This is a genomic window from Bacillus luti, from assembly GCF_001884105.1.
Lineage (GTDB): Bacteria > Bacillota > Bacilli > Bacillales > Bacillaceae_G > Bacillus_A > Bacillus_A luti.
Map to the genome: position 1 here is coordinate 47,403 of NZ_MACI01000062.1, position 20,482 is coordinate 67,884.

Consider the following 20,482-nt stretch of genomic DNA (forward strand, 5'->3'; position numbering starts at 1 on the left):
AATGAAAGAAATGACAGCAAAAGAATTAGAAGGAAAATTGTTACGTAAAGAAGCAGTAAATATTGTAGACGTACGTGAAGTAGAAGAAGTAGCTGAAGGGAAAATTCCAGAAGCGTGTAACATTCCACTAGGACTGTTAGAATTTCGTATGCATGAGTTGGATAAAAAGAAAGAATATATTATCGTTTGTCGCTCCGGCGGAAGAAGTGCAAGAGCCGTTCAGTTTTTAGAAAGTTACGGTTTTCAAGTGATTAATATGGTAGGTGGTATGTTAGCTTGGGAAGGGAAAGTAAAATAGGACGAAACGATTTTTTGTAGATTTTCAAATACCCCTATAGGTAATTCGGAGGAGAAAAAACATGGAACAGAAGAAAACAACAATCGTTTTATTTAGCGGAGATTATGATAAAGCGATGGCTGCTTATATTATTGCAAATGGTGCAGCTGCGTATGATCAAGAGGTAACTATTTTTCATACTTTTTGGGGATTAAATGCTTTAAGGAAAGATGAACATGTGAAGGTAAAGAAAACTTTCATCGAAAAAGTATTTGGAAAAATGATGCCACGCGGTGCTGATAAGATGGGATTATCGAAAATGAATTTTGCAGGTATGGGACCAAAGATGATTAAAGGTATTATGAAAAAACATAATGCGATGCCTTTACCAGATTTAATAGATTTGGCGAAAGAACAGGGGATTAAACTTGTAGCTTGTCAAATGACAGTAGATTTATTAGGGTTAAAAGAGGAAGAGATTATGGAAGGGGTAGAGTTTGCAGGAGTAGGAGCTTATTTAGCAGATGCTTCGGACGGGAATGTAAACTTATTCATTTAAATGACCTTCTTTTTAGAAGGCGGGGGATATAAGGTGAGTTTAGTCGTATTACTTTTTATAATTGGGTTTATAGGATCGTTTATATCAGGAATGGTTGGAATTGGCGGTGCGATTATTAATTATCCGATGATCTTATACATTCCGGTACTGCTAGGATTTACTGGATATACGTCACATGAAGTGAGCGGTATTACAGCAGTACAAGTATTCTTTGCAACTTTTGCAGGCGCATGGGCATATCGAAAGAATAAAGATATGGATAAAACGTTAGTTGTGTACATGGGGGCTAGCATACTAATAGGAAGTTTCATAGGGAGTTTCGGTGCTAATGTATTAGAGGAACATACAGTCAATGTTGTGTATACACTGTTAGCTACGATTGCAGCTGTTATGATGTTTATACCGAAAAAAAATAACAGCGGAGTAGTGAAATATAATAAATGGTTAGCAAGCTTGTTAGCGTTTATTGTAGGCGGAGCATCAGGCATTATAGGAGCTGGAGGTTCTTTCTTATTAGTTCCAATTATGCTAGTCATTTTAAAGTTACCGATACGGATGACGATTGCAACATCAATTGCGATCACATTTATTTCTTCAATAGGAATTACGACAGGGAAAGTGGTGACGGGACAAGTAGTGGTGATTCCAGCTCTTATTATTGCGATTGCTAGCATCTTTGCTGCGCCGCTTGGGGCAAGAGTCGGGAAGAGGATGAATCAAAAAGTACTGCAATATATGTTATCGATATTAATTGTAGGAACTGCTGTTAAGATGTGGATGGATATGATATCGAAATAAAAGGATGGTGCTGCTTGCAGCCCATCCTTTTATTTATCCCACTATTTACGAACAGTAAAACTCTCACTGATTAAAGTCTCACTTTATGCCCAAATAACTTTCATTAGTTTTTTATATTCGTCGTTTGCTAACTTATATAGCATTCTCGTGTGTTCAAAGACAAGTGCTGGATTAAAGTTTGGTTCTGAGAATGCAAGAGATGTTGAAATATCAATTGCATTTTGCTTATTTAATGTGAATTTTGCGAATCGATAAGATGTGTTTAATTCATTGATGACATGTAAAATGTCATTTGTTGATGTTGCATCAGGTACTTGAGCGACATTAAAGCAGTATATGTCCACAGTAGGGTTTTCGCTGTCAAAAGCAGCGATAAGTTGAATTTTTGCGCCAGCTTCTGTTTCTAATCCTACTGCAAAATGTACAGAACCATCATTTTCATCTATATTTTCTTCCATGAATATATCATTTGATTTTAAGTAGTCTTTAAAATCTGAAATGTTATGTTTTACTGCAGCTTTCATATGTATGTGCCCCCTGGTAATTGGAATAGATTGCTATTATTTATTATAATTTAAAAATATTAAAAAAGATAGTTAGAAAGTTCTGATTTTTAATTTTGAATGAATAAAAAAGCAAGGCTCTACCTCCATAGAGCCTTGCTTCTTTTTATTCATTATCATTAGACGATGTTTCTGTATCTGCACTATTACTACTATTATTATTTTCTACTTCATTGCTACTTGATTTGCGTTCACTCGAATTTTCGGACTTAGATTCTTTTGTTTTCTCTGAGTTTGTTTTTTTCGAATCAGAGTCAGTTTTTGTATATGCAGGTAGTCCAAGGTGAGTACGAAGTTCATTTGTCACATTTGCTAATTCTTTTTTATCTGGACTGTAGTAATATGTTCGGCCACCACCGGCAGATTGGCTACATGTATCATCACCTTTTGCCATGTAACAGTCTTCACCTTGAATTTGTAATTTCTCAATTTCTGAATCCGATCCGTACTTATAGAATGAAAGCATATCATCGAATGTTAAGTTCGTAACGAATTGTCCGTCAATATCATCAATGATGTTACCAACTTTTGTGACAGATCCAACACTTGTTAGTTTCTTTAAAATTGCTTCAATAACGAGTTGTTGACGTTGTCCACGCATTGCATCACTATCGATATGTCTTGTCCTAGCCAGAGCTAGAGCCTCTTCACTATTTAATTTTTGAACACCTTTTTTCAGGTGAATTGCATCAGCATTATCATTACTATCTTGTTCAGTAAATTCAACTGGCACATCTACTTCAATACCGCCTAAATCATCGACAATTTTCATAAATGATTTGAAGTTAAACTTTACAAAATAATCAACAGGAACATTTAGTAACTTTTCAACTGCATCAATACTTGCTTGTGGTCCACCATCTTTTCCGTTTTTAGTAGAACCGTATGCATGAGCGTGTGTTATTTTATCTTTCTTCTTTTCAACTGGAATATAAGTATATGTGTCTCGTGGAATACTTAATAGCTTTACAGTTTTGCTATCTTTATTAAACGTTGCAAGTAATAACGCATCTGTTCTTATAGCCTCACCATATTCTTTTCCTCGGACATCGCTTTCATCAACACCCATTATTAAGACAGAGACATTGTTCGTAATAGGTTTTACAGCTTTGTCACGTAAATTAGATTTATCACCGCGCGCTAAATCGTGTGCGGCATTTCGAACAGCAGAAGATGCTTTATTTACTAAAAACCAAGTATAACCGCCACCTACTATTAAAAAGAATAGAATAACGCTTATAATAATTTTTGTTTTTTTCTTACTTTTTTTCGGTTTACTGCGTGTATTTTCTTGCAAAGATGGGTTTTGCTCCATTTCCTGTACTCCTTCATTTGGATTGAAATACGACACTCATATCCACTTATTATAATGAAATTTGACGAAAAAAAACATTACAAATCATTTACATTTCGTAAAAATTCAATATATTTATAAAAAGTCAGATTTTTTATATTTTCTTTTCGAGATGTAGGATAAGTATAAGTTGTTTTAGTAGAAATGAAAATATGTAATATGAGAAAGTGATAGAGAAGTAAGATTTGTTGAAATATATCCAAGAAGAAGTGAGTAGCCGTACGTATATTTTCTATATAATAAAGAAGAATTTTACGGATAAAGGAGAAAGAGCATAATGAATCATACATCATTCCAAGCAATCGTTGTGAACGAAACGGAAAATCATCAGTTTGAAAGAAAAGTTGTTGAGAGAGAAGTAAGTAGTTTACCAGAAGGAGATGTGCTAATACGGGTTCATTATTCTTCCTTAAATTATAAAGATGCCCTTTCAGCTACTGGAAATAAAGGTGTTACGAGAACATATCCTCATACGCCAGGAATCGATGCCGCAGGAGAAGTTGTGAGTAGTGAAGATGGCTCCTTTAAGGTAGGAGATCAAGTTATTGTAACGGGGTTTGATTTAGGTATGAATACTTCTGGTGGTTTTGGTGAATATATTCGCGTACCGTCATCTTGGATCATACCTTTACGAGAAGGAATGTCGTTAAAGGAAAGTATGATGTATGGGACCGCAGGCTTTACCGCTGCTTTATCGGTATATAAGCTTATTGGAGCAGGAATAAAGCCTAGTACGGGAGATGTTTTAGTAACGGGTGCTACAGGCGGCGTAGGTAGCGTAGCTGTTAGTATTTTGAGTAAGTTAGGGTTTAACGTAGTAGGAGCAACAGGGAAAATGGAAGAAGAAGAGATGCTACTGCGTCTAGGAGCGAAAAAGGTGATTCATCGTGCGGAATTGAATGATGAATCAGGAAGACCGATGCTTAAAGGGATATACGCTGGAGTTATTGATACTGTAGGCGGAAAGATGCTCGAAACAGCGTTGAAACTGGTGCGATATGACGGTTGTGTAACGACATGTGGAAATGTAGCAGGGCAGGAGTTACATACAACGGTATATCCATTCATATTACGAGGAGTCAGCCTTTTAGGAATAGATTCTGTTCAATGTCCAGTGGGTGTGAGAAGAGAAGTATGGGCGCTATTAGCGACGGAGTGGAAAAATTTAAAGTTAGCGTCTTATACAGAAGAATGTACATTAGAAGAGTTAGATGAGAAGTTTACACTTATATTGCAAGGAAAGTTAAAAGGACGAACAGTCGTAAAAATGAAATAAAAAAAGAGACGCGTAATATAGCGTCTCTTTTCTTCATTATAATGATTGTTTTAAATTGATTTTTCCTTGTTCGCCTAAAACACCGTCAGCGATATTTACAGCGTGATCACCGATACGCTCTAAGTTACTTACCATATCAACGAAGATGATACTTGCATCACCTGAACAGCTACGTTCGTTCAGACGTAATACGTGACGTTTGCGAAGAACACGCTCCATTTGGTCGATTTTACGTTCTTTCGCAATAACAGTTTGAGCTAGTTCAGTATCGAAGTTTGTTAAAGCTTCAACTGCGTCTTGTAATGTTGAAATTGTTAATTCAAGCATTTCATTTAGTTCAGCTAGTGCTTCGTCTGATAGAGAAACACGGTTTGAAATTTGGAAATCTACAAGTTCTACAAGGTTTTCTACATGATCACCGACACGTTCAATATCTCCAACGACACCTGCTAAAACAGAATGCTTCTCAGAGTCTGTTGGTGAAAGTGGTTTTTCTGATAGTAAAACTAAATACTCGGTAATTTTTTTATCTAAATTGTTAATAGCGCCCTCTAATTGAGTAGCCATATCAGCGTGTTTTTTGTCTTGTGTATTTAAAAATTGGTTTGCTTCTTTTAATCCGTGTAATGAAAACTCAGCCATACGGATGATTTCTTTTTGAGCTTCTGTTAAAGCGATAGCTGGAGATTGCTCAATAAAGATTGGATTTAAATGTTGCGGTTTGAAATCAATAGCAGAATCTTCACCACGAATAAGTTTTGTTACAATCCATGCTAATACCGCGATGAACGGGAATTGAATAACTGCATTTGTTATGTTAAATGTTCCATGTGCAAATGCAATTGTCATTTCTGGATTTAAGTTTAATGATGTTTGGAAATATTGAATTAAACTTGTAAACGGTACTAATAAAATTGTAAAGATAATTGTACCGACGATATTAAAGATAACGTGAACTAATGCTGCACGTCTTGCGGCGATAGAAGTACCGATTGCTGCTAATACAGCTGTAATTGTTGTACCGATATTATCACCGAATAATACAGGAAGGGCAGCTTGTAAATCAATTGCACCTTGACCGAATAGTTCTTGCAAAATACCGATTGTTGCACTTGAACTTTGTACAATTAAAGTGAAGACTGTACCAACAACAACGCCTAAAATTGGGTTATCACTCATACTAACCGTTAGTTCTTGGAATGATTCTAAAGAGCGAAGAGGTTTCATACCTGCACTCATTAATTCTAAACCGAAGAATAACATACCAAAACCGAATATAACTTGACCTAAAGAATGTACTTTTTTATTTTTAAAGAAGAATAGTAAGATAGCTCCAACTGCCATAATTGGGAGAGCGTATTCTCCGATTTTAATTCCGATAATAAATGCAGTAACTGTCGTTCCGATGTTCGCACCCATAATAACACCAATTGCTTGTCTTAATGTCATAAATCCGGCACTTACAAGTCCGACTGTTAAAGCGGTTGTTCCTGAACTTGATTGGATTAATACAGTAACTAACATACCTGCTAGTACACCCATCAGTGGGTTTGTTGTAAAGCGATCTAAAATATCGCGAAGACGATCTCCAGCTGCTTGTTGCAGTCCATCGCCCATGTATTTAATCCCGAATAAGAAAATACCTAATCCACCAATGAACTGGAAGATCATATCTTGAACATTATATTCCACGCATTCCACTCCTTAAATTTCATGTACGATGTAATTATTAACTGAACCTTGAGTCACTGTAAACGGTTTGTTAGTAAAATTTACACTAAATTTACAAAGAGGTGAAAAGTTTACAATTCTTTAAAGAAACAGCTGTATTTTATTGGTTTTCTTGTTGGGAAACCGATATTTTTATTAAGAAGTCACATTTATCACACTATTTAAGGATAGTAAAAATAGGAGAACTAGACTATCCCAATTGGGTATGCTAGGTAAAGTTTCACTGTATTTATAATGGCTCATTACATATTTTTTGATTAAAATTAGAAAAATATGTAGGAGAAATGGGGAGGTTTGAAATGAAAGTAAAAACGATTGAATGATTTTAGAACGTCTTTTTTGAAGTGCTTACAACAATAAAAAAGAGCAATTCGTATATGAATTTGCCCTGTTTTTTATGTTAAAAAAGTTTGAGTACTTCGTATAATAAAAATTGTGCGCAGCGTGCTTCTTGAATCCTGTTATGTGCGTACAATCCTGATAAGGGTTGCTAACAAGAGAGTTTCACTTTAGTAGGAGTTATCGTTATGCTTTACATTTATGACGACATTTCCCTTTTTGTGCCCTTTTTCAACATATATATGAGCTTCAACAATTTCCTCAAAATTATATTGTCTATCAATGATCACTTTTATCTTACCGTTCTCAATAAGTTCTTTAAGGAAGTTTAGTGCTTCCGAAGTTTCTGGTGCGTTTTGACCTAATATTAGTTTCTTACGGCTCGTCAATTTCGTCCATAGCATTTGAGCACTTGGTAGTGGCTCGACGATATTTATATAAGTACCGTCTTCTTTTAACAATTTCATACAATCTGAAAATGTACTTTTATTTACAGCTTCAAAGATAACATCATAAGCTCCGTTTATAGTAGAAAAATCGCTTGCGGTGTAATCAATTACTTCGTCAGCTCCTAGGGACTTTACCCATTCTAAATTTGAGCTACTGCACAATCCTGTCACTGTCGCACCGAAATATTTGGAAATCTGCACTGCATAACTGCCGACACTTCCAGAAGCTCCGTAAATAAGAACGTTTTGACCGTTTTGAATGTTGGCTTTTCTAAGGAAAAACAAGGCTGTACGTGCTCCGATTGGAAGGGCTGCGGCTTCTTCATAGGTTATATTGGAGGGCTTCACGCACACTGGTCCATCTTCGGGTAGACAAATATATTCAGCATAAGAACCAAAATTTGTTTGGGTAGCAGCGAAAACAGGATCTCCTACTTTAAAACGCGTAACGTCTTTTCCTACTGATTCAACTTCACCAGAGAATTCCATTCCTAGTATTTGTTTTTTCGGATGTTTGAAGCCAAGCGTAATTCGAGCGGGTATCCAAACTGAAGAGGGAACCGTAAAACTTCTTGAGCGAATATCTCCAGCTGTTACGGTTGTCGCTTTTATTTTTACAAGTATTTCGTTTTCTTTAGGACTAGGTTTTTCTACCTCTTTCAATTGAAGAACGTCGGGGGGACCGTATTTTGTGTACACTATTGCTTTCATCAACATTTCCTCCAATTCGTTCTATATATTAATATCATACGAACAACAGGAATAAATAGAACACGGGTTCATCTTTCAATACAATGCAAAAAGCAGTGTGATTTTTGGGGGAATCCACTGCTTTTTGCATTTGTGTATATATAATTTTTTTAGTCTAAGTACTTTGAAATAGAGCGAGTTAACATTATCCAACGGCTTTTTCGTTTATTTTACCTTTCTGTTTTTGTTTCCGTAAGCTTGTGATGTAAATGAACAGGAAAGCAATAAGTAACAGAGAGGAATAACGATATACAGTTGCATAGTTTGTAAAATGTGCAATGAATCCAAAAATAATTGCTCCAGCGCCAATTCCAAGGTCAAATGCTGAGAAGAATGTAGCGGTTGCGACTCCTCGTCGGTGTGGTGCTACGCGGTCAATCATCCATGCTTGTAGCGCCGGTTGAATCGCCCCAAAACCACTTCCATAACATGCTGCTGCAATAATTAAGCTTGGAATTGTAGTCGTATAGGACAATAAAATAATACCTGTAAACGTTATAATAACTCCTGGAATAATAACGAATGCATGACCTTTCGCATCATATAATTTTCCAGAAAACGGACGAGTGACAGCGATTGCTAGTGCATTAAATAAGAAGAAGAGACTTATATCAGCAATGCCGACTTCCGTAGCAAATAATGTAATAAAGCTCCCGATACCTCCGTACATTAATGTAATACATAATATTAATAATGAAGGAAGTAAAGCTTTGCGCTCAATAAATCCATCGAGAAAAGTACCAGATGATTGCTGTGGTGGTTGTTTCGTTTTTTTTATTTGAAGTAGTTTCGTTAATATTAATGAAGCTATTGTGCATAAAAGTGCACATAAAAAAAGAACGGTAAAGTTATATGTTTGCATAAGCCATAGTCCGATTAATGGACCGAGTGCCATTGCAATTGTTCCAGAAAGGCCAAAATATCCCATGCCTTCTCCTCGGCGAGCTGCTGGAATTAAATCAGAAACGACAGTTCCATATGTAGTCGTTGTAATCCCGAATCCAGCGCCGTGTAAAATACGAACGGCTAATAAGAGAAAAACAGTCGAGGCGAAAAGGTAACTGCCCATAGCAAGTAAACAAATAGCAGTACCAATCATTAAAATGATTTTTTTATTGAATTTCTGCAAGGCGTTTCCAGTTAACGGTCTAACAAAAAGTGCCGCCACGGTAAACATACCGACAACAAATCCGATATTGGAACTTGTGCCACCAATTTCTTTCACATAAACAGGTAAAGTCGGAATTAACATTTGAAATCCTAAAAACATACATAAGTTTGCAAAAATTAAAGCAACAAACTCTTTTGTCCATAACGGTTCTCGTTTTACGAGTATTGCTTCTCCCATATATTCATCCCCTATATAACAATTTTCCCGCTATTCGCGGGCAGTAAAACCCACACTGATTAAAGTTTCACTTTATCTCTTTTCTTTCGAGTATATGTATTGGTCAATGTAACAGTCAAGGAAGGTGTCTTGAAAACGGATAACAATTTTTAAAACGAAAAAACTGACAAATTTGTGTAAAAGCTACACAACTATGAAAAAAAGATGTAAAGTATAGATGTATAGACTAGTAGTTGTTATGAATGATAGAAATTATTTTTTTCTTTAAAGAAAGCGGATTCAAAAAAGTAGTGAATGAGAAGGGGATGTATACTTTTTCACTACATATATTTGAAAAGGTTTACAAAACGATGAAGAAAGAGGCGTGTACATATGAGACGATTAGGTATTTCTATTTATCCAGAACATTCAACGGTGGAGAAAGATAAGGAGTATTTAACATTAGCAAGTAAATATGGATTTACTCGTGTATTCACATGTTTATTATCTGTAGATGGTGAAAAAGAGAAAATTATAGAAGAGTTTAAAGAAACGATTTCTCATGCGAATGCATTAGGGTTCCAAGTGTTAGTTGATATTAGTCCATCTGTTTTTGAACAACTTGGTATTTCATATAACGATTTATCGTTCTTCCATGAACTAGGTGCGTACGGTATTCGTTTAGATGTTGGTTTCTCAGGATTAGAAGAATCAATTATGACGTACAACCCGTATGGATTAAAAATCGAAATTAATATGAGCAACGGTACGAAATATGTAGATAATATTATGAGCCATAGACCAAATCGTGAAAATTTAATTGGTTGTCATAACTTTTATCCGCATCGTTATTCAGGATTATCATACGATCATTTCATTAAATGCTCGAAACAATTTAAAGATTACGGCATGAGAACAGCTGCATTTATTTCATCATTTGATGCAACATATGGACCTTGGCCAGTAACAGAAGGATTATGTACGTTAGAGCAGCATCGTGAATTACCGATGACAACACAGGCGAAGCATCTATTTGCTACAGAATTAATTGATGATGTTATTATTGCGAATGCATATGCTTCAGAAGAAGAGCTACAAGTGCTAGGCGCATTAAATAAAGAAAAACAAACATTTGATATAGGATTATATGATACAACAACAGAATTAGAAAGAATCATTGTGTTAGACGAACCACATTTTTATCGTGGGGATGTATCTGAATATATGATTCGTTCTACACAAAGCCGTGTGAAATATAAAAAAGAAGAGTTTAAACCTCATAATACGCGTGAAATTAAACGCGGTGATCTTTTAATTGATAATGAACAGTATGGTCAATATAAAGGTGAGTTGCAAATTGCTTTAAAAGATATGGTGAATACAGGAAAAACAAATGTAGTTGGTCGAATTGTGGAAGAAGAAATTTTCTTATTAGATTATTTACAAGCATGGGATAAATTCGGATTTACATTAAAGAAATAGATAAAATATAAAGGGAAAAAACTACTGACTTCAGCAGCTTTTTCCTTTTTATATATAAAGAGTGAGAGGAAGAGCTATGACAAAGGTGCATCAGCGATTAATTTCTATTTTAGAGGAGTTTTTAGAAGAGAAATCGATGTTAAATCGAGCTTTTTTAGCGAGCCGTTTACACGTATCAACGAAGACGATTCAAAAGGATATAAAATTATTAAATGATATATTGAGAGAGCACGGAGCGGAAATTGAATCACAAAGAGGAACTGGATACGAACTAGAAATTATACAAGCGAAGAAATTTGAAGAGTTTTGCAGGATTGTATTTCAAAAACAAACAGAACAAATACCAACGTCTTATGAAGAGAGAGTAACTTATATTTTGCAGCGTGTGTTAACGACAGGTGGGTATGTGAAGCTTTCACAGCTAGCGGAAGAAATTTATGTGAGTAAATCAACTGTAAACTTAATTATGAAAGATGTTACCGATATTTGTAGTCGCTATCAATTACAAATTGAAAAGAGACCGTATTATGGTATACGTATTGTTGGCGAAGAGTTTAATATTCGTTCTTGTTTATCACAATATGGTTTGCTGCGCTATGAGCATACTCCGTTTCATGAGCAATTTGAGGAGGAGGAAACATATTTATCGTTACCCCACAGATCACTCATCCGTTCAGTTATATTAAAGTATATTGAGGGAGGAACGATATATTTATCAGATATAGAAATTGATAATTTAGTCGTTCACATTGCAATTGTATTAAAGCGCTGTGAGGATCAGCATTATATGAATGCACTAAATGCGGAACAATCGGAGCTTATCATAAAGAAAGAATATACAATTGCGAAACAAATTTTAGGTGATTTAGAGCAAGAGTTGAAACTTTCCTTTCCAGAAGAAGAAGCTTTATATGTGACGATGCATTTATTAAGTACGGCTGTTGCAACGAGAGATCACTATGAAACTGTAGAAGAACTAGTAGGGAAAGATATATATGCGCTTATGCAGCATATTCTTTTTAAAGTAGCGGAAGAACGGAATCTTATTTTTTATTACGATGAAGAGTTATTATTTGGATTTGGTGTTCATTTAAAAACGTTATTAAACCGTTTGAAATATAAATTAAATACGAGAAACCCACTTTTAGAAGAAGTGAAAAAAAATTATCCGTACGCTTTTGAGATTGCGGTTCTCGTGGGAGATATAATTAGCGAATATACGGGTGAGTCGATCCAGGAAAGTGAAATTGGTTATATTGCCATTCATTTTGGGGGAGCCATGAGCCGTTTGCAGGAAAAGAATAAAAAGAAAAGATGTTTATTAGTTTGTGCGACCGGTCAAGGTAGTGCGCAGCTATTGAAATATAAAGTTTTATCACAATTTCGCGATAAACTGGAGATTGTAGGGATTACAGGGTATTATCAATTGAAAGTAGAAGACCTGTATAGAGATAAAATTGATTGTATTATTAGTACGATTCATATTCCAAGTGGCTTGCCTGTTCCAGTTATTAAGGTAAACTCAATATTTGATGAAAAAGAGATAAAATCGATTGGTAAGTATTTATTTACACATGTGAATGACAGTGTGCAACAATATATTAAGGAAGATTTGCTATTTTTGAATCATAGTGCTTCTACGAAAGAAGAAGTTATCCAGTTTTTATGTGAGAAAGCTGCTGAGAAAAACTATGTGCCAGCAAACTTTTATGATTCTGTTATGGAGAGAGAACATACATCTCCGACAGCAGTTGGGAATTTAGTTGCGATTCCTCATCCGATGCAGTTATTAAGTGAGGAAACATTTTTGATGTTTTGTACACTTGATAAGGCCGTTGATTGGGGAGATAAAAAAGTACAAGTGATTATTTTATTTAGTGTGAAACGCAATAATAATGAAGATTTACAACGACTTTATGATTTTTTATATGATATTATGTCTAGTCAGAGTACGATAGAGAAATTAACTCAGGCTGACGGAATTGAAGAGTTTCAAGAAATATTATTATCTATATAAGAAAAGTATATAAAAACTTCCGTTACATAACGGAAGTTTTTTATGTTTAAATGAATGCGTTTTCATAATAAGATAAAAATATAGAAAAAACATAGCTTGGGGGAATTTAAAATGACTGATATGCAAACTCCATTTGCGTTAATTTTACATGGTGGCAACGCGAGAAGCGCAGCACTTGAGGCAATTGCTTTTGCAAGACAAGGAGATTTTGGGAATGCAAGTGAAAAGATGGAACTTGCTAGTGAAGAAATTTCGGCAGCTCATCGTATTCAAACGGATTTAATACAAGAAGAGGCAAGAGGAAATCATGCAGAAATCAGTTTACTGTTAGTGCATGCACAAGATCATTTAATGAATGCAATTACAGTGAAAGAACTTGCTGAAGAATTTATTACTCTTCATAAACGAGTAGAAGAGAAAGTGACAGTATAAGATGTACATTTTATTATGTTGTGCAGCAGGCATGTCAACGAGTATGGTTGTAAGAAAAATGCAAGAAGAGGCAACGAAACAAGGGAAGGATTATAAAATTAAAGCAGTTGATTCAGAACTTGTGAAACTGGAAATAAAAAATGCTGATGTTGTTTTAATCGGTCCACAGGTGAAGTATTTGTTTCCAGCGGTACAGTTTCTTGCGAAGTCATACGATATACCGGTTGCAATTATAGAGCAACGAGATTATGGCATGTGTGACGGTTTGAAAGTACTGAAACAAGCAGAACAATTAGTTTTAGCATAATTATATTTTTTTAAATATAAACATTATAATGTTATAACTTTATTTCATTCCTTCATTAAAAAAAGAAAGAGGAGGGGTATTGATGAATGGTTTTATGAGCTTTATGGAACAAAAGATTATGCCAACAACACAAAAGATTGCAGGACAACGACATTTATTAGCAATTCGAAACGGGGTTATTTCTACATTGCCGTTAACGATTGTCGGATCATTTTTCGTTATCTTTTTAAACTTACCAATTGATGCATATATGGAGTGGATTGCACCATTTCGCCATATTTTAGATATTCCATTCCGATTTACAGTAGGGCTAATGGCGTTATACGCAGCATTTGGAGTGGGAGCTTCACTCGCGAACTTTTATCAGCTCAATCAATTAAGTGCAGGATTATTATCTGTACTCGCCTTTTTACTAGCATCAGTTGAACCAATTCAAATTACGAAAGCTGTACCAGGTGTTATTGATGCAGGTAGATATATTTCAGTAGGAACATTAAGTGCAACATCTCTATTCGGCGCAATTGTTACAGCATTAATTGCAGTAGAAATTTATCATTTTATGATTAAGCATAATATTTCAATTAAATTACCAGATAGTGTACCACCAGCAGTTTCAAATTCGTTTGCAGCACTAATTCCAACGTTAGTAGTTATTCTTTTATTCTGGGGTATTCGTTACGGTTTAAAATTTGATGTAAATACAACAATCACATATTTAATCGCACCACTAAAATCAGTATTAGTAGGAAATAATTTATTCGGCGGTTTATTAACAGTATTCTTAATCGTGTTCTTCTGGTCATTCGGTATACATGGTCCTGCGATTTTAGGACCAATCATTCGTCCGATGTGGGATTCAGCAATTCTTGAAAATATGGAAGTATTCACAGCTACAGGAAATGCACATCAATTACCAAACTTATTTACAGAGCAATTTATTCAATGGTTCGTATGGATCGGTGGATCAGGCTCAACGTTAGCTTTAGTAATTATGTTTATGTTCTCTAAATCTAAGTTCCTAAAAGAATTGGGTAGATTATCGTTCGTACCAGGTTTATTCAATATTAACGAACCGATTATTTTCGGGGCACCAATTGTAATGAACCCAATCTTAATTATTCCATTCGTTATAACACCGTTAGTTACAACGACAGTATCATATTTCGCAGTTGTGTCAGGCATGATTCCGCTGATGATGGCGAAATTGCCATTTACGATGTTGGCACCGATTGCAGCGATTATTAGTACAGACTGGACAATTATGGCTGGTGTACTTGTATTGATTAACTTTGTAATTTCATTCGTTATTTACTATCCATTCTTCAAAATGTATGAGAAACAACAAATAGCAGGAGAGGAGAAAACAGAATGCTCGGAGCAATTATCATCTTAATTACATTTGTAGCGGGACAGTGTATTGCACATTATTCAAAATGGGTACAAAGTAAATCTTTATTAGTTTTACTACTCGTATCAATTGTATTTATCGGTAGTTCAATGGGTGCATATGTAATGCTAAGCTTACAATCACCGTACGTTATCATTGTACCAACGATTTTATGTGCAACATGTTTATCTGCAAAATATAGATTTACGAGCATGGCATTAATACAACGTGTGAAGGAGATGCAAAAGCATGGAGCGTAAATTAGGAATTTCACTTTATCCAGAGCATTCAACGAAAGAAAAAGACATGGAATACATTTCGGCAGCGGCACGCCACGGTTTTTCAAGAATATTCACTTGTCTATTATCCGTGAATCGTCCGAAAGAAGAGATTGTAGCTGAATTTAAAGAAATTATTAATTATGCAAAAGATAACAATATGGAAGTTATTTTAGATGTAGCTCCGGCAGTATTCGATCAACTTGGTATTAGCTATAGCGATCTATCATTCTTCGCAGAGTTAGGTGCAGACGGTATTCGTTTAGATTTAGGTTTTGACGGATTAACAGAAGCGAAAATGACGAATAATCCGTACGGCTTAAAAATTGAGCTAAACGTAAGTAACGATATTGCGTACTTAGAAAATATTCTTTCGCATCAAGCGAATAAACCAGCTTTAATTGGGTGTCATAACTTTTATCCGCAAAAATTCACTGGTCTTCCGTACGACTATTTCATTCGCTGTAGTGAACGCTTTAAAAAACACGGTATTCGCACGGCAGCCTTTATTACGTCACATACAGCTAACATCGGTCCATGGGATATTAATGACGGATTATGTACGCTAGAACAACATCGTAACCTACCGATAGAAGTACAAGCGAAACATTTATGGGCAACAGGGCTTATTGATGATGTGATTATCGGAAATGCTTATGCGAGTGAAGAAGAGTTAGAGAAACTAGGAAACTTAAATCGTTACATGTTACAGCTGAAAGTACAATTTGTAGACGAAGCGACTGAAGTAGAGAAGAGAGCGACACTGCAAGAATTACACGTAAGACGCGGTGATATAACAGAATATATGGTACGTTCTACAGAAGTACGTAAAAAGTACAAAGACTATGACTTCCCAGCGCGCGAAAGTGTATTACAGGAAAGAGGGCAAGTTGTAATTGGTAACAACTCATTTGGCAAGTATAAAGGCGAACTACAAATCATTCTAAAAGAAATGCCGGTAGATGAACGGAAAAATATTGTCGGTACAATTGCGGAAGAGGAGTTATTCTTATTAGATTACGTAGGAGCTTGGACACAGTTTACTTGTGTGGAATAGGGAAGGAGAGGATGCTATGGCATCCTCTTTTTTTGTTGAAATAGTAATCTATCGTATATAGAATGCAAAGAGATAGATTTCATTTGGACGGGAGAGAAGGAGATGGAAGAGTATATAGATGATTTATTAAGGCGGATGGCTGATGAAGAGACAGATATATGGCATCGTGCTTCGTTTTTTACATAAGTTTGTTGATTGTGAAGAAGTTTTAAAGACGTTTGATAAAGTATATACAAAACGAGGGAACTTATTTATGTCAGAGCGAAAGTGGCTTCGGGATAATATTAGTTACTTTCAAGAGAAAGAAAGAATGTAAGAATTATAAAAAAAGAGTCAGTCTCAATGAGGCTGACTCTTTTTTGTAATTAGTTTAATACTTTAACTGTAACTGTTTTACGTCCCCAGTTACTTGATGTACCTTTATCAGGCATTAAAACATCAATTTTATTACCTTTAATAGCTCCACCAGTATCACCAGCAATTGCTACTCCGTAACCTTCAACCCATACTTTTGAACCTAATGGAATTACACTTGGATCAACTGCAATAAGTTTCATGTTTGGATTAGCTGTTAAGTTATGACCCATAGCTGATTTTACTTGGTCGCCTGCTTTATAACCATTTTCAAGTGGATCTGCTGTGTAAGCTGTTGCTACAACACGTAACTCACGAGAAGATGATGGTGCACTTGTTTCAGTTTCTTTTGCAACAGGTTGTTGTGTAGCTGGTTTTTGAGTTTTAGCCGCTTCACGAGCTTTAGCTGCCTCCTCGGCTTTAGCCGCTGCTTGAGCTTCAGCTGCTGCCTGAGCTTTAGCTGCTTCACGAGCCTTAGCTGCCTCCTGAGCTTTAACTGCTGCTTGAGCTTCAGCTTCTGCCTGAGCTTTAGCTGCTTCACGAGCTTTAGCTGCCTCCTGAGCTTTAACTGCCGCTTGAGCTTCAGCTGCTGCTTGAGCTTTAGCTTCTGCCTGAGCTTTAGCTGCCTCTTGAGCCTTAGCTGCTTCTTGAGCTTTAGCCGCTGCTTGAGCTTCAGCCGCTTCACGAGCTTTAGTTGCTTCCTGAGCCTTAGCTTTTGCTTGAGTTTCAGCTACTTCGCCTGCTTTAACTGCTTCACGAACTTTAGCTGTATCTTGAACTGTAGTTGTTTTTTCAGCTTTAACTACTGGTTGAACTTTAACTGGAGCTTTACCTGTTAAGTAAGGAACATGAACATAAGCCGTTTTTCCGTTATATTCAAATTGGATCCAACCATTTTCAACTTGGTGTGTTGTTTCAATTACGTCATCTTGTTTCAATTTACCAAGAATCTCTGAGTCTGTGTTTGCACCAGCACGTACGTTTAATACGTTAGCTGTTACGTAGTAAGTGTCTTTTGTGTAGTCAGCGCTAATGAAAGCCTCTTTACCACTATTTAATTTCACTTTTGACCATCCGTTTTCTGTATGTAAAACGTTAACTTTATATCCATCTAATAATTTTCCTACAACTTTTGATTCAGTAGTTGGGTTTTCTCGTACATTTAGTACATCAGTCGTTACGATTGTTTCTGCTTTAGCAGATGTTGTGAAAATCCCAAGACCAAAAACCGCTGCTGTTGCTATACCCATAAATTTTTTCATAATAGCCTCCATTGCATTTGTTTTCGTTGACCTCATTATAGCAACCATTATTTTCTTATTTGCGAAAAACATAGAATTACAAAGCTTTCGTAATGGGGCATTAATATTCTGTAATAATTCCAGTAATATCCTAAAAGCGCTTTCTTATAGTTTGTTTGGGGGCTAAGAGCATATGATGCATAAAATAGAGAGTATTTCAATTTCTAATAGGTTAATAATGTTTCTGTAGTGTTACGTAATTGTTTCTTAGGTGTTACAAAAATGGCGTATTTTGCTGTTGAAACAGGTGATTAGTTATGTAAAAATAACTATTCTGGCTGTGGAGGAATATAAATGAGGTGAAATTTAATAAAAAATCGCCATAATTGTTACAAAATAAGTCGAGGTATGGAAAAAATTACGCCTTGATTTCAGGCTTTCACATATTATTTTTGCAATAATAGGATTCTATAATTGCTTTAGTAGGTTAAAATAATTAAAAGTGTTCATAACGTGAAACATATATAATAGAAGAAACACGATTTAATAGATAAAGTGAAACTTTAATCAGTGGGGGTTTTCTTCATCCCCCACTGATTATTAGTTGAACCAATCGGACTTTTATGGGCAGTTGATCCCCCACCTAACTTCTTTGCTTTCACTGAATTTTGAGGTGGGGGTCTTACTGCCCATTAAAGCGGGATAAATAAAATATGTGATGTATGACTTACTTCTTAACTATTTAATTTTTATCTTTCGTATAGACGATGTAGCTAGGCTCATTATAAACCCATTCATCTGTACCAATTCTTAGCCAACCATTCTTTTCTTCGTATACTGTAGCTTTTTCACCTTTGCTTGCTTTTCTAACAACAGAGTAGCTAGATCCTGCTCCGCTGCGAACATTTACCCCAATACCATTTATTTCAACCGTACCAATTCCTTTTTGAACGTTCCCAGTTTCAATGACTTGAAGCATGTTTAAAATGAATGCTGCAGTTTCACCACGAGTTGTTGTTCCTTTAGGGACATACAAGTTATCTCCCATACCTGTTACAATACCTAAGCCGTATAATCTTTGTACAGCTTCTTTATAGATAATTTGATTTTTATCTGCAAATGGTAAGTTTACCAATGGTCCATTTATTCCTTTATACTGTAAAGCTTTATTTACAATGACCGCTGCTTCTTCTCTTGTAATAGGTGTGTTAGGATCAAAATTACCGTCTCCTCTACCAGAAATGATGCCTGCACTTGCAGTACGTTTAATACCATCTCGTAAAGTTGAATTTACATCATTTAAATCTTTAAACGTCGCATCTCCAGCTGGAAGACTTAAAGAATTCGAGATTAATTGCGCAAACTCAGCTCTTGTTACAGATCTATTAGGCGCAAAAATGCCGTTTCCTTCTCCTACCATAATACCTCTTCTGTTCAAATCACGAATAGCCGATTCATACCAACCTCCCGTTATATCGTCTGTCGGTTGATAAAATTTATTATAATATCCTTCAACGCCATTTACGAACGGTACCCATTGTCCACTATTAATCAACATATCGGGACAGTTTTTACCACTCCATTTTTGATGTTTTACGATGTTGTTTAATGGTACACCCGTTTCTTTCATTAAATAAGCTGCAAGTTTCTTAGCGTTATCGACTGCCTTATTGTAGTCACCATCACTATTAACTGCAATTTCAATTGCAATAGATTCTCTATTACCTGGCCCATCACCATCTCCTGCGTGCCATCCGTTCTCGTTTAATGGTAAGTGTTGATAAATTTCTTTATCATCTACTGTAAAGTGCCATGATGCAGCTCGGTCTGTTTCCCCTACTGCTTGGTTATATAAGTATTGAGCGTGGCTTTTAGCTCCTGCTCCTACGCTTTTATTATCAGTCTCATGAATTGTAATATACTTTGGAATCATATGATTTTGAGGGCGAATATTATCGTTACCTGCTGGAACAATCCATTCCGTGAATGGAACCCCGTTTATCGTACTAGAAACTGTAGGTGCTGAGAAAGCAAGACTACGCTTTGTTCTACTTGAATTATGAGGAACCGTTAATGTACCCGTTTCTTCATAAATACCTTCTGAACTTTGAAGACTGTCCACTTTCTTATTATTGACAGTACCTCCACCGCGTCCATCTACCCCTTCAAAACTTTCTTCAATACTTTTTAAAACTTGTTCTTCTGATACTTGAAGTTGATCCGTCCCGCTTTGTTCCTGAATACTTATAGATTGATGGTTATTTACAGATGGCTGTTCTTCTGCAAACGATACCATCGATGAGGATAATACCGTTAGTCCTGCTGTTAATACTACTACTTTTTTATTCAATCTAATACTCATATTTAATTTAGTATATCTCGCTATTTTAATAGATATACCTTCCTCCTCACACTTCTTCTAATGTACATCCTAATAGTTACATAACACCTTCATTTTTCATTACATATAATCAATCGAAATCTATACATTTTCCCAGATAAAT

18 protein-coding genes and 1 pseudogene are annotated in these 20,482 nt (G+C 35.7%); 12 read left to right on the forward strand and 7 right to left on the reverse strand.

Going from position 1 to position 20,482, the window contains the following annotated elements:
• Position 1: 1 nt before the first annotated feature.
• The 3 genes from BAQ48_RS14270 to BAQ48_RS14280 all read left to right on the forward strand — a co-directional run bounded on the left by BAQ48_RS14270 (position 2) and on the right by BAQ48_RS14280 (position 1,634).
• On the forward strand, positions 2-298 hold the full coding sequence (locus tag BAQ48_RS14270) for a rhodanese-like domain-containing protein (RefSeq protein ID WP_071711564.1): 297 nt from the start codon (positions 2-4) through the stop codon (positions 296-298).
• Between the two features lie 61 nt (positions 299-359).
• Positions 360-836 carry a DsrE/DsrF/DrsH-like family protein gene (locus tag BAQ48_RS14275; protein ID WP_000435815.1) on the forward strand — a complete coding sequence of 159 codons (477 nt, stop codon included), beginning with the start codon at positions 360-362 and terminating at the stop codon, positions 834-836.
• Between the two features lie 33 nt (positions 837-869).
• Entirely contained in the window at positions 870-1,634 is a 765-nt protein-coding gene (locus BAQ48_RS14280) for a sulfite exporter TauE/SafE family protein (protein ID WP_071711565.1), read from the forward strand.
• Between the two features lie 83 nt (positions 1,635-1,717).
• Here BAQ48_RS14280 and BAQ48_RS14285 read toward each other — a convergent pair whose 3' ends face one another.
• Positions 1,718-2,158: a hypothetical protein gene (locus BAQ48_RS14285; RefSeq protein ID WP_071711566.1), complete on the reverse strand. Its 441-nt coding sequence runs from the start codon at positions 2,156-2,158 to the stop codon at positions 1,718-1,720.
• Positions 2,159-2,303: 145 nt separating this feature from the next.
• Positions 2,304-3,512, reverse strand: coding sequence for an LCP family protein (locus BAQ48_RS14290; RefSeq protein WP_071711567.1), 1,209 nt, complete (start codon positions 3,510-3,512; stop codon positions 2,304-2,306).
• Between the two features lie 316 nt (positions 3,513-3,828).
• Here BAQ48_RS14290 and BAQ48_RS14295 point away from each other — a divergent pair, with 316 nt between their 5' ends.
• Positions 3,829-4,827: a YhdH/YhfP family quinone oxidoreductase gene (locus BAQ48_RS14295; protein ID WP_071711568.1), complete on the forward strand. Its 999-nt coding sequence runs from the start codon at positions 3,829-3,831 to the stop codon at positions 4,825-4,827.
• 36 nt (positions 4,828-4,863) lie between these two features.
• On the opposite strand, the gene BAQ48_RS14300 is transcribed toward BAQ48_RS14295, so the two are convergent.
• From BAQ48_RS14300 to BAQ48_RS14310, 3 genes are all read right to left on the reverse strand, one after another.
• Complete coding sequence (locus tag BAQ48_RS14300) at positions 4,864-6,519, reverse strand: Na/Pi cotransporter family protein (RefSeq protein ID WP_071711569.1); 1,656 nt, start codon at positions 6,517-6,519, stop codon at positions 4,864-4,866.
• A gap of 548 nt (positions 6,520-7,067) precedes the next feature.
• The gene (locus tag BAQ48_RS14305; RefSeq protein ID WP_071711570.1) at positions 7,068-8,057 is read right to left on the reverse strand and encodes an NAD(P)-dependent alcohol dehydrogenase; all 990 of its coding nucleotides are present in this window, start codon (positions 8,055-8,057) and stop codon (positions 7,068-7,070) included.
• Between the two features lie 184 nt (positions 8,058-8,241).
• Positions 8,242-9,444, reverse strand: coding sequence for an MFS transporter (locus tag BAQ48_RS14310; RefSeq protein ID WP_071711571.1), 1,203 nt, complete (start codon positions 9,442-9,444; stop codon positions 8,242-8,244).
• Positions 9,445-9,816: 372 nt separating this feature from the next.
• On the opposite strand from BAQ48_RS14310, the gene BAQ48_RS14315 reads away from it, so the two are divergent.
• The 8 genes and pseudogenes from BAQ48_RS14315 to BAQ48_RS27585 all read left to right on the forward strand — a co-directional run.
• Positions 9,817-10,905, forward strand: coding sequence for a DUF871 domain-containing protein (locus BAQ48_RS14315; protein WP_071711572.1), 1,089 nt, complete (start codon positions 9,817-9,819; stop codon positions 10,903-10,905).
• 76 nt (positions 10,906-10,981) lie between these two features.
• Complete coding sequence (locus tag BAQ48_RS14320; protein WP_071711573.1) at positions 10,982-12,922, forward strand: BglG family transcription antiterminator; 1,941 nt, start codon at positions 10,982-10,984, stop codon at positions 12,920-12,922.
• Positions 12,923-13,033: 111 nt separating this feature from the next.
• A complete protein-coding gene (locus BAQ48_RS14325) occupies positions 13,034-13,354 on the forward strand; it encodes a PTS lactose/cellobiose transporter subunit IIA (RefSeq protein ID WP_071711574.1) in 321 nt (106 codons plus the stop codon).
• Position 13,355: 1 nt separating this feature from the next.
• On the forward strand, positions 13,356-13,661 hold the full coding sequence (locus BAQ48_RS14330; protein WP_071711575.1) for a PTS sugar transporter subunit IIB: 306 nt from the start codon (positions 13,356-13,358) through the stop codon (positions 13,659-13,661).
• 82 nt (positions 13,662-13,743) lie between these two features.
• The gene (locus BAQ48_RS14335) at positions 13,744-15,054 is read left to right on the forward strand and encodes a PTS sugar transporter subunit IIC (protein ID WP_071711576.1); all 1,311 of its coding nucleotides are present in this window, start codon (positions 13,744-13,746) and stop codon (positions 15,052-15,054) included.
• Positions 15,030-15,308, forward strand: coding sequence for a hypothetical protein (locus BAQ48_RS14340; protein ID WP_000900037.1), 279 nt, complete (start codon positions 15,030-15,032; stop codon positions 15,306-15,308). Before BAQ48_RS14335 ends, BAQ48_RS14340 begins: the two co-directional genes overlap by 25 nt.
• On the forward strand, positions 15,298-16,383 hold the full coding sequence (locus BAQ48_RS14345; protein ID WP_071711577.1) for a DUF871 domain-containing protein: 1,086 nt from the start codon (positions 15,298-15,300) through the stop codon (positions 16,381-16,383). The genes BAQ48_RS14340 and BAQ48_RS14345 overlap by 11 nt, the downstream gene beginning before the upstream one ends.
• Positions 16,384-16,546: 163 nt before the next feature.
• Positions 16,547-16,699: pseudogene (locus tag BAQ48_RS27585) on the forward strand (HEAT repeat domain-containing protein); the annotation flags it as partial.
• 49 nt (positions 16,700-16,748) lie between these two features.
• Here BAQ48_RS27585 and entC read toward each other — a convergent pair.
• Both entC and BAQ48_RS14355 read right to left on the reverse strand, forming a co-directional pair.
• A complete protein-coding gene (gene entC / locus BAQ48_RS14350; protein ID WP_071711578.1) occupies positions 16,749-18,122 on the reverse strand; it encodes a cell wall-binding protein EntC in 1,374 nt (457 codons plus the stop codon).
• 598 nt (positions 18,123-18,720) lie between these two features.
• Positions 18,721-20,340, reverse strand: a complete 1,620-nt coding sequence (locus BAQ48_RS14355) for an S-layer homology domain-containing protein (protein WP_071711579.1) — start codon at positions 20,338-20,340, stop codon at positions 18,721-18,723.
• Positions 20,341-20,482: the final 142 nt, after the last annotated feature.

Coding starts and splice junctions, on each gene's coding strand:
- BAQ48_RS14320 (WP_071711573.1), top strand. CDS start 10,982: ATGACAAAGGTGCATCAGCGATTAATTTCTATTTTAGAGGAGTTTTTA.
- BAQ48_RS14305 (WP_071711570.1), bottom strand. CDS start 8,057: ATGAAAGCAATAGTGTACACAAAATACGGTCCCCCCGACGTTCTTCAA.
- BAQ48_RS14285 (WP_071711566.1), bottom strand. CDS start 2,158: ATGAAAGCTGCAGTAAAACATAACATTTCAGATTTTAAAGACTACTTA.
- BAQ48_RS14310 (WP_071711571.1), bottom strand. CDS start 9,444: ATGGGAGAAGCAATACTCGTAAAACGAGAACCGTTATGGACAAAAGAG.
- BAQ48_RS14275 (WP_000435815.1), top strand. CDS start 360: ATGGAACAGAAGAAAACAACAATCGTTTTATTTAGCGGAGATTATGAT.
- BAQ48_RS14270 (WP_071711564.1), top strand. CDS start 2: ATGAAAGAAATGACAGCAAAAGAATTAGAAGGAAAATTGTTACGTAAA.
- BAQ48_RS14330 (WP_071711575.1), top strand. CDS start 13,356: ATGTACATTTTATTATGTTGTGCAGCAGGCATGTCAACGAGTATGGTT.
- BAQ48_RS14290 (WP_071711567.1), bottom strand. CDS start 3,512: ATGGAGCAAAACCCATCTTTGCAAGAAAATACACGCAGTAAACCGAAA.
- BAQ48_RS14340 (WP_000900037.1), top strand. CDS start 15,030: ATGCTCGGAGCAATTATCATCTTAATTACATTTGTAGCGGGACAGTGT.
- BAQ48_RS14335 (WP_071711576.1), top strand. CDS start 13,744: ATGAATGGTTTTATGAGCTTTATGGAACAAAAGATTATGCCAACAACA.
- BAQ48_RS14355 (WP_071711579.1), bottom strand. CDS start 20,340: ATGAGTATTAGATTGAATAAAAAAGTAGTAGTATTAACAGCAGGACTA.
- BAQ48_RS14325 (WP_071711574.1), top strand. CDS start 13,034: ATGACTGATATGCAAACTCCATTTGCGTTAATTTTACATGGTGGCAAC.
- BAQ48_RS14295 (WP_071711568.1), top strand. CDS start 3,829: ATGAATCATACATCATTCCAAGCAATCGTTGTGAACGAAACGGAAAAT.
- BAQ48_RS14315 (WP_071711572.1), top strand. CDS start 9,817: ATGAGACGATTAGGTATTTCTATTTATCCAGAACATTCAACGGTGGAG.
- BAQ48_RS14345 (WP_071711577.1), top strand. CDS start 15,298: ATGGAGCGTAAATTAGGAATTTCACTTTATCCAGAGCATTCAACGAAA.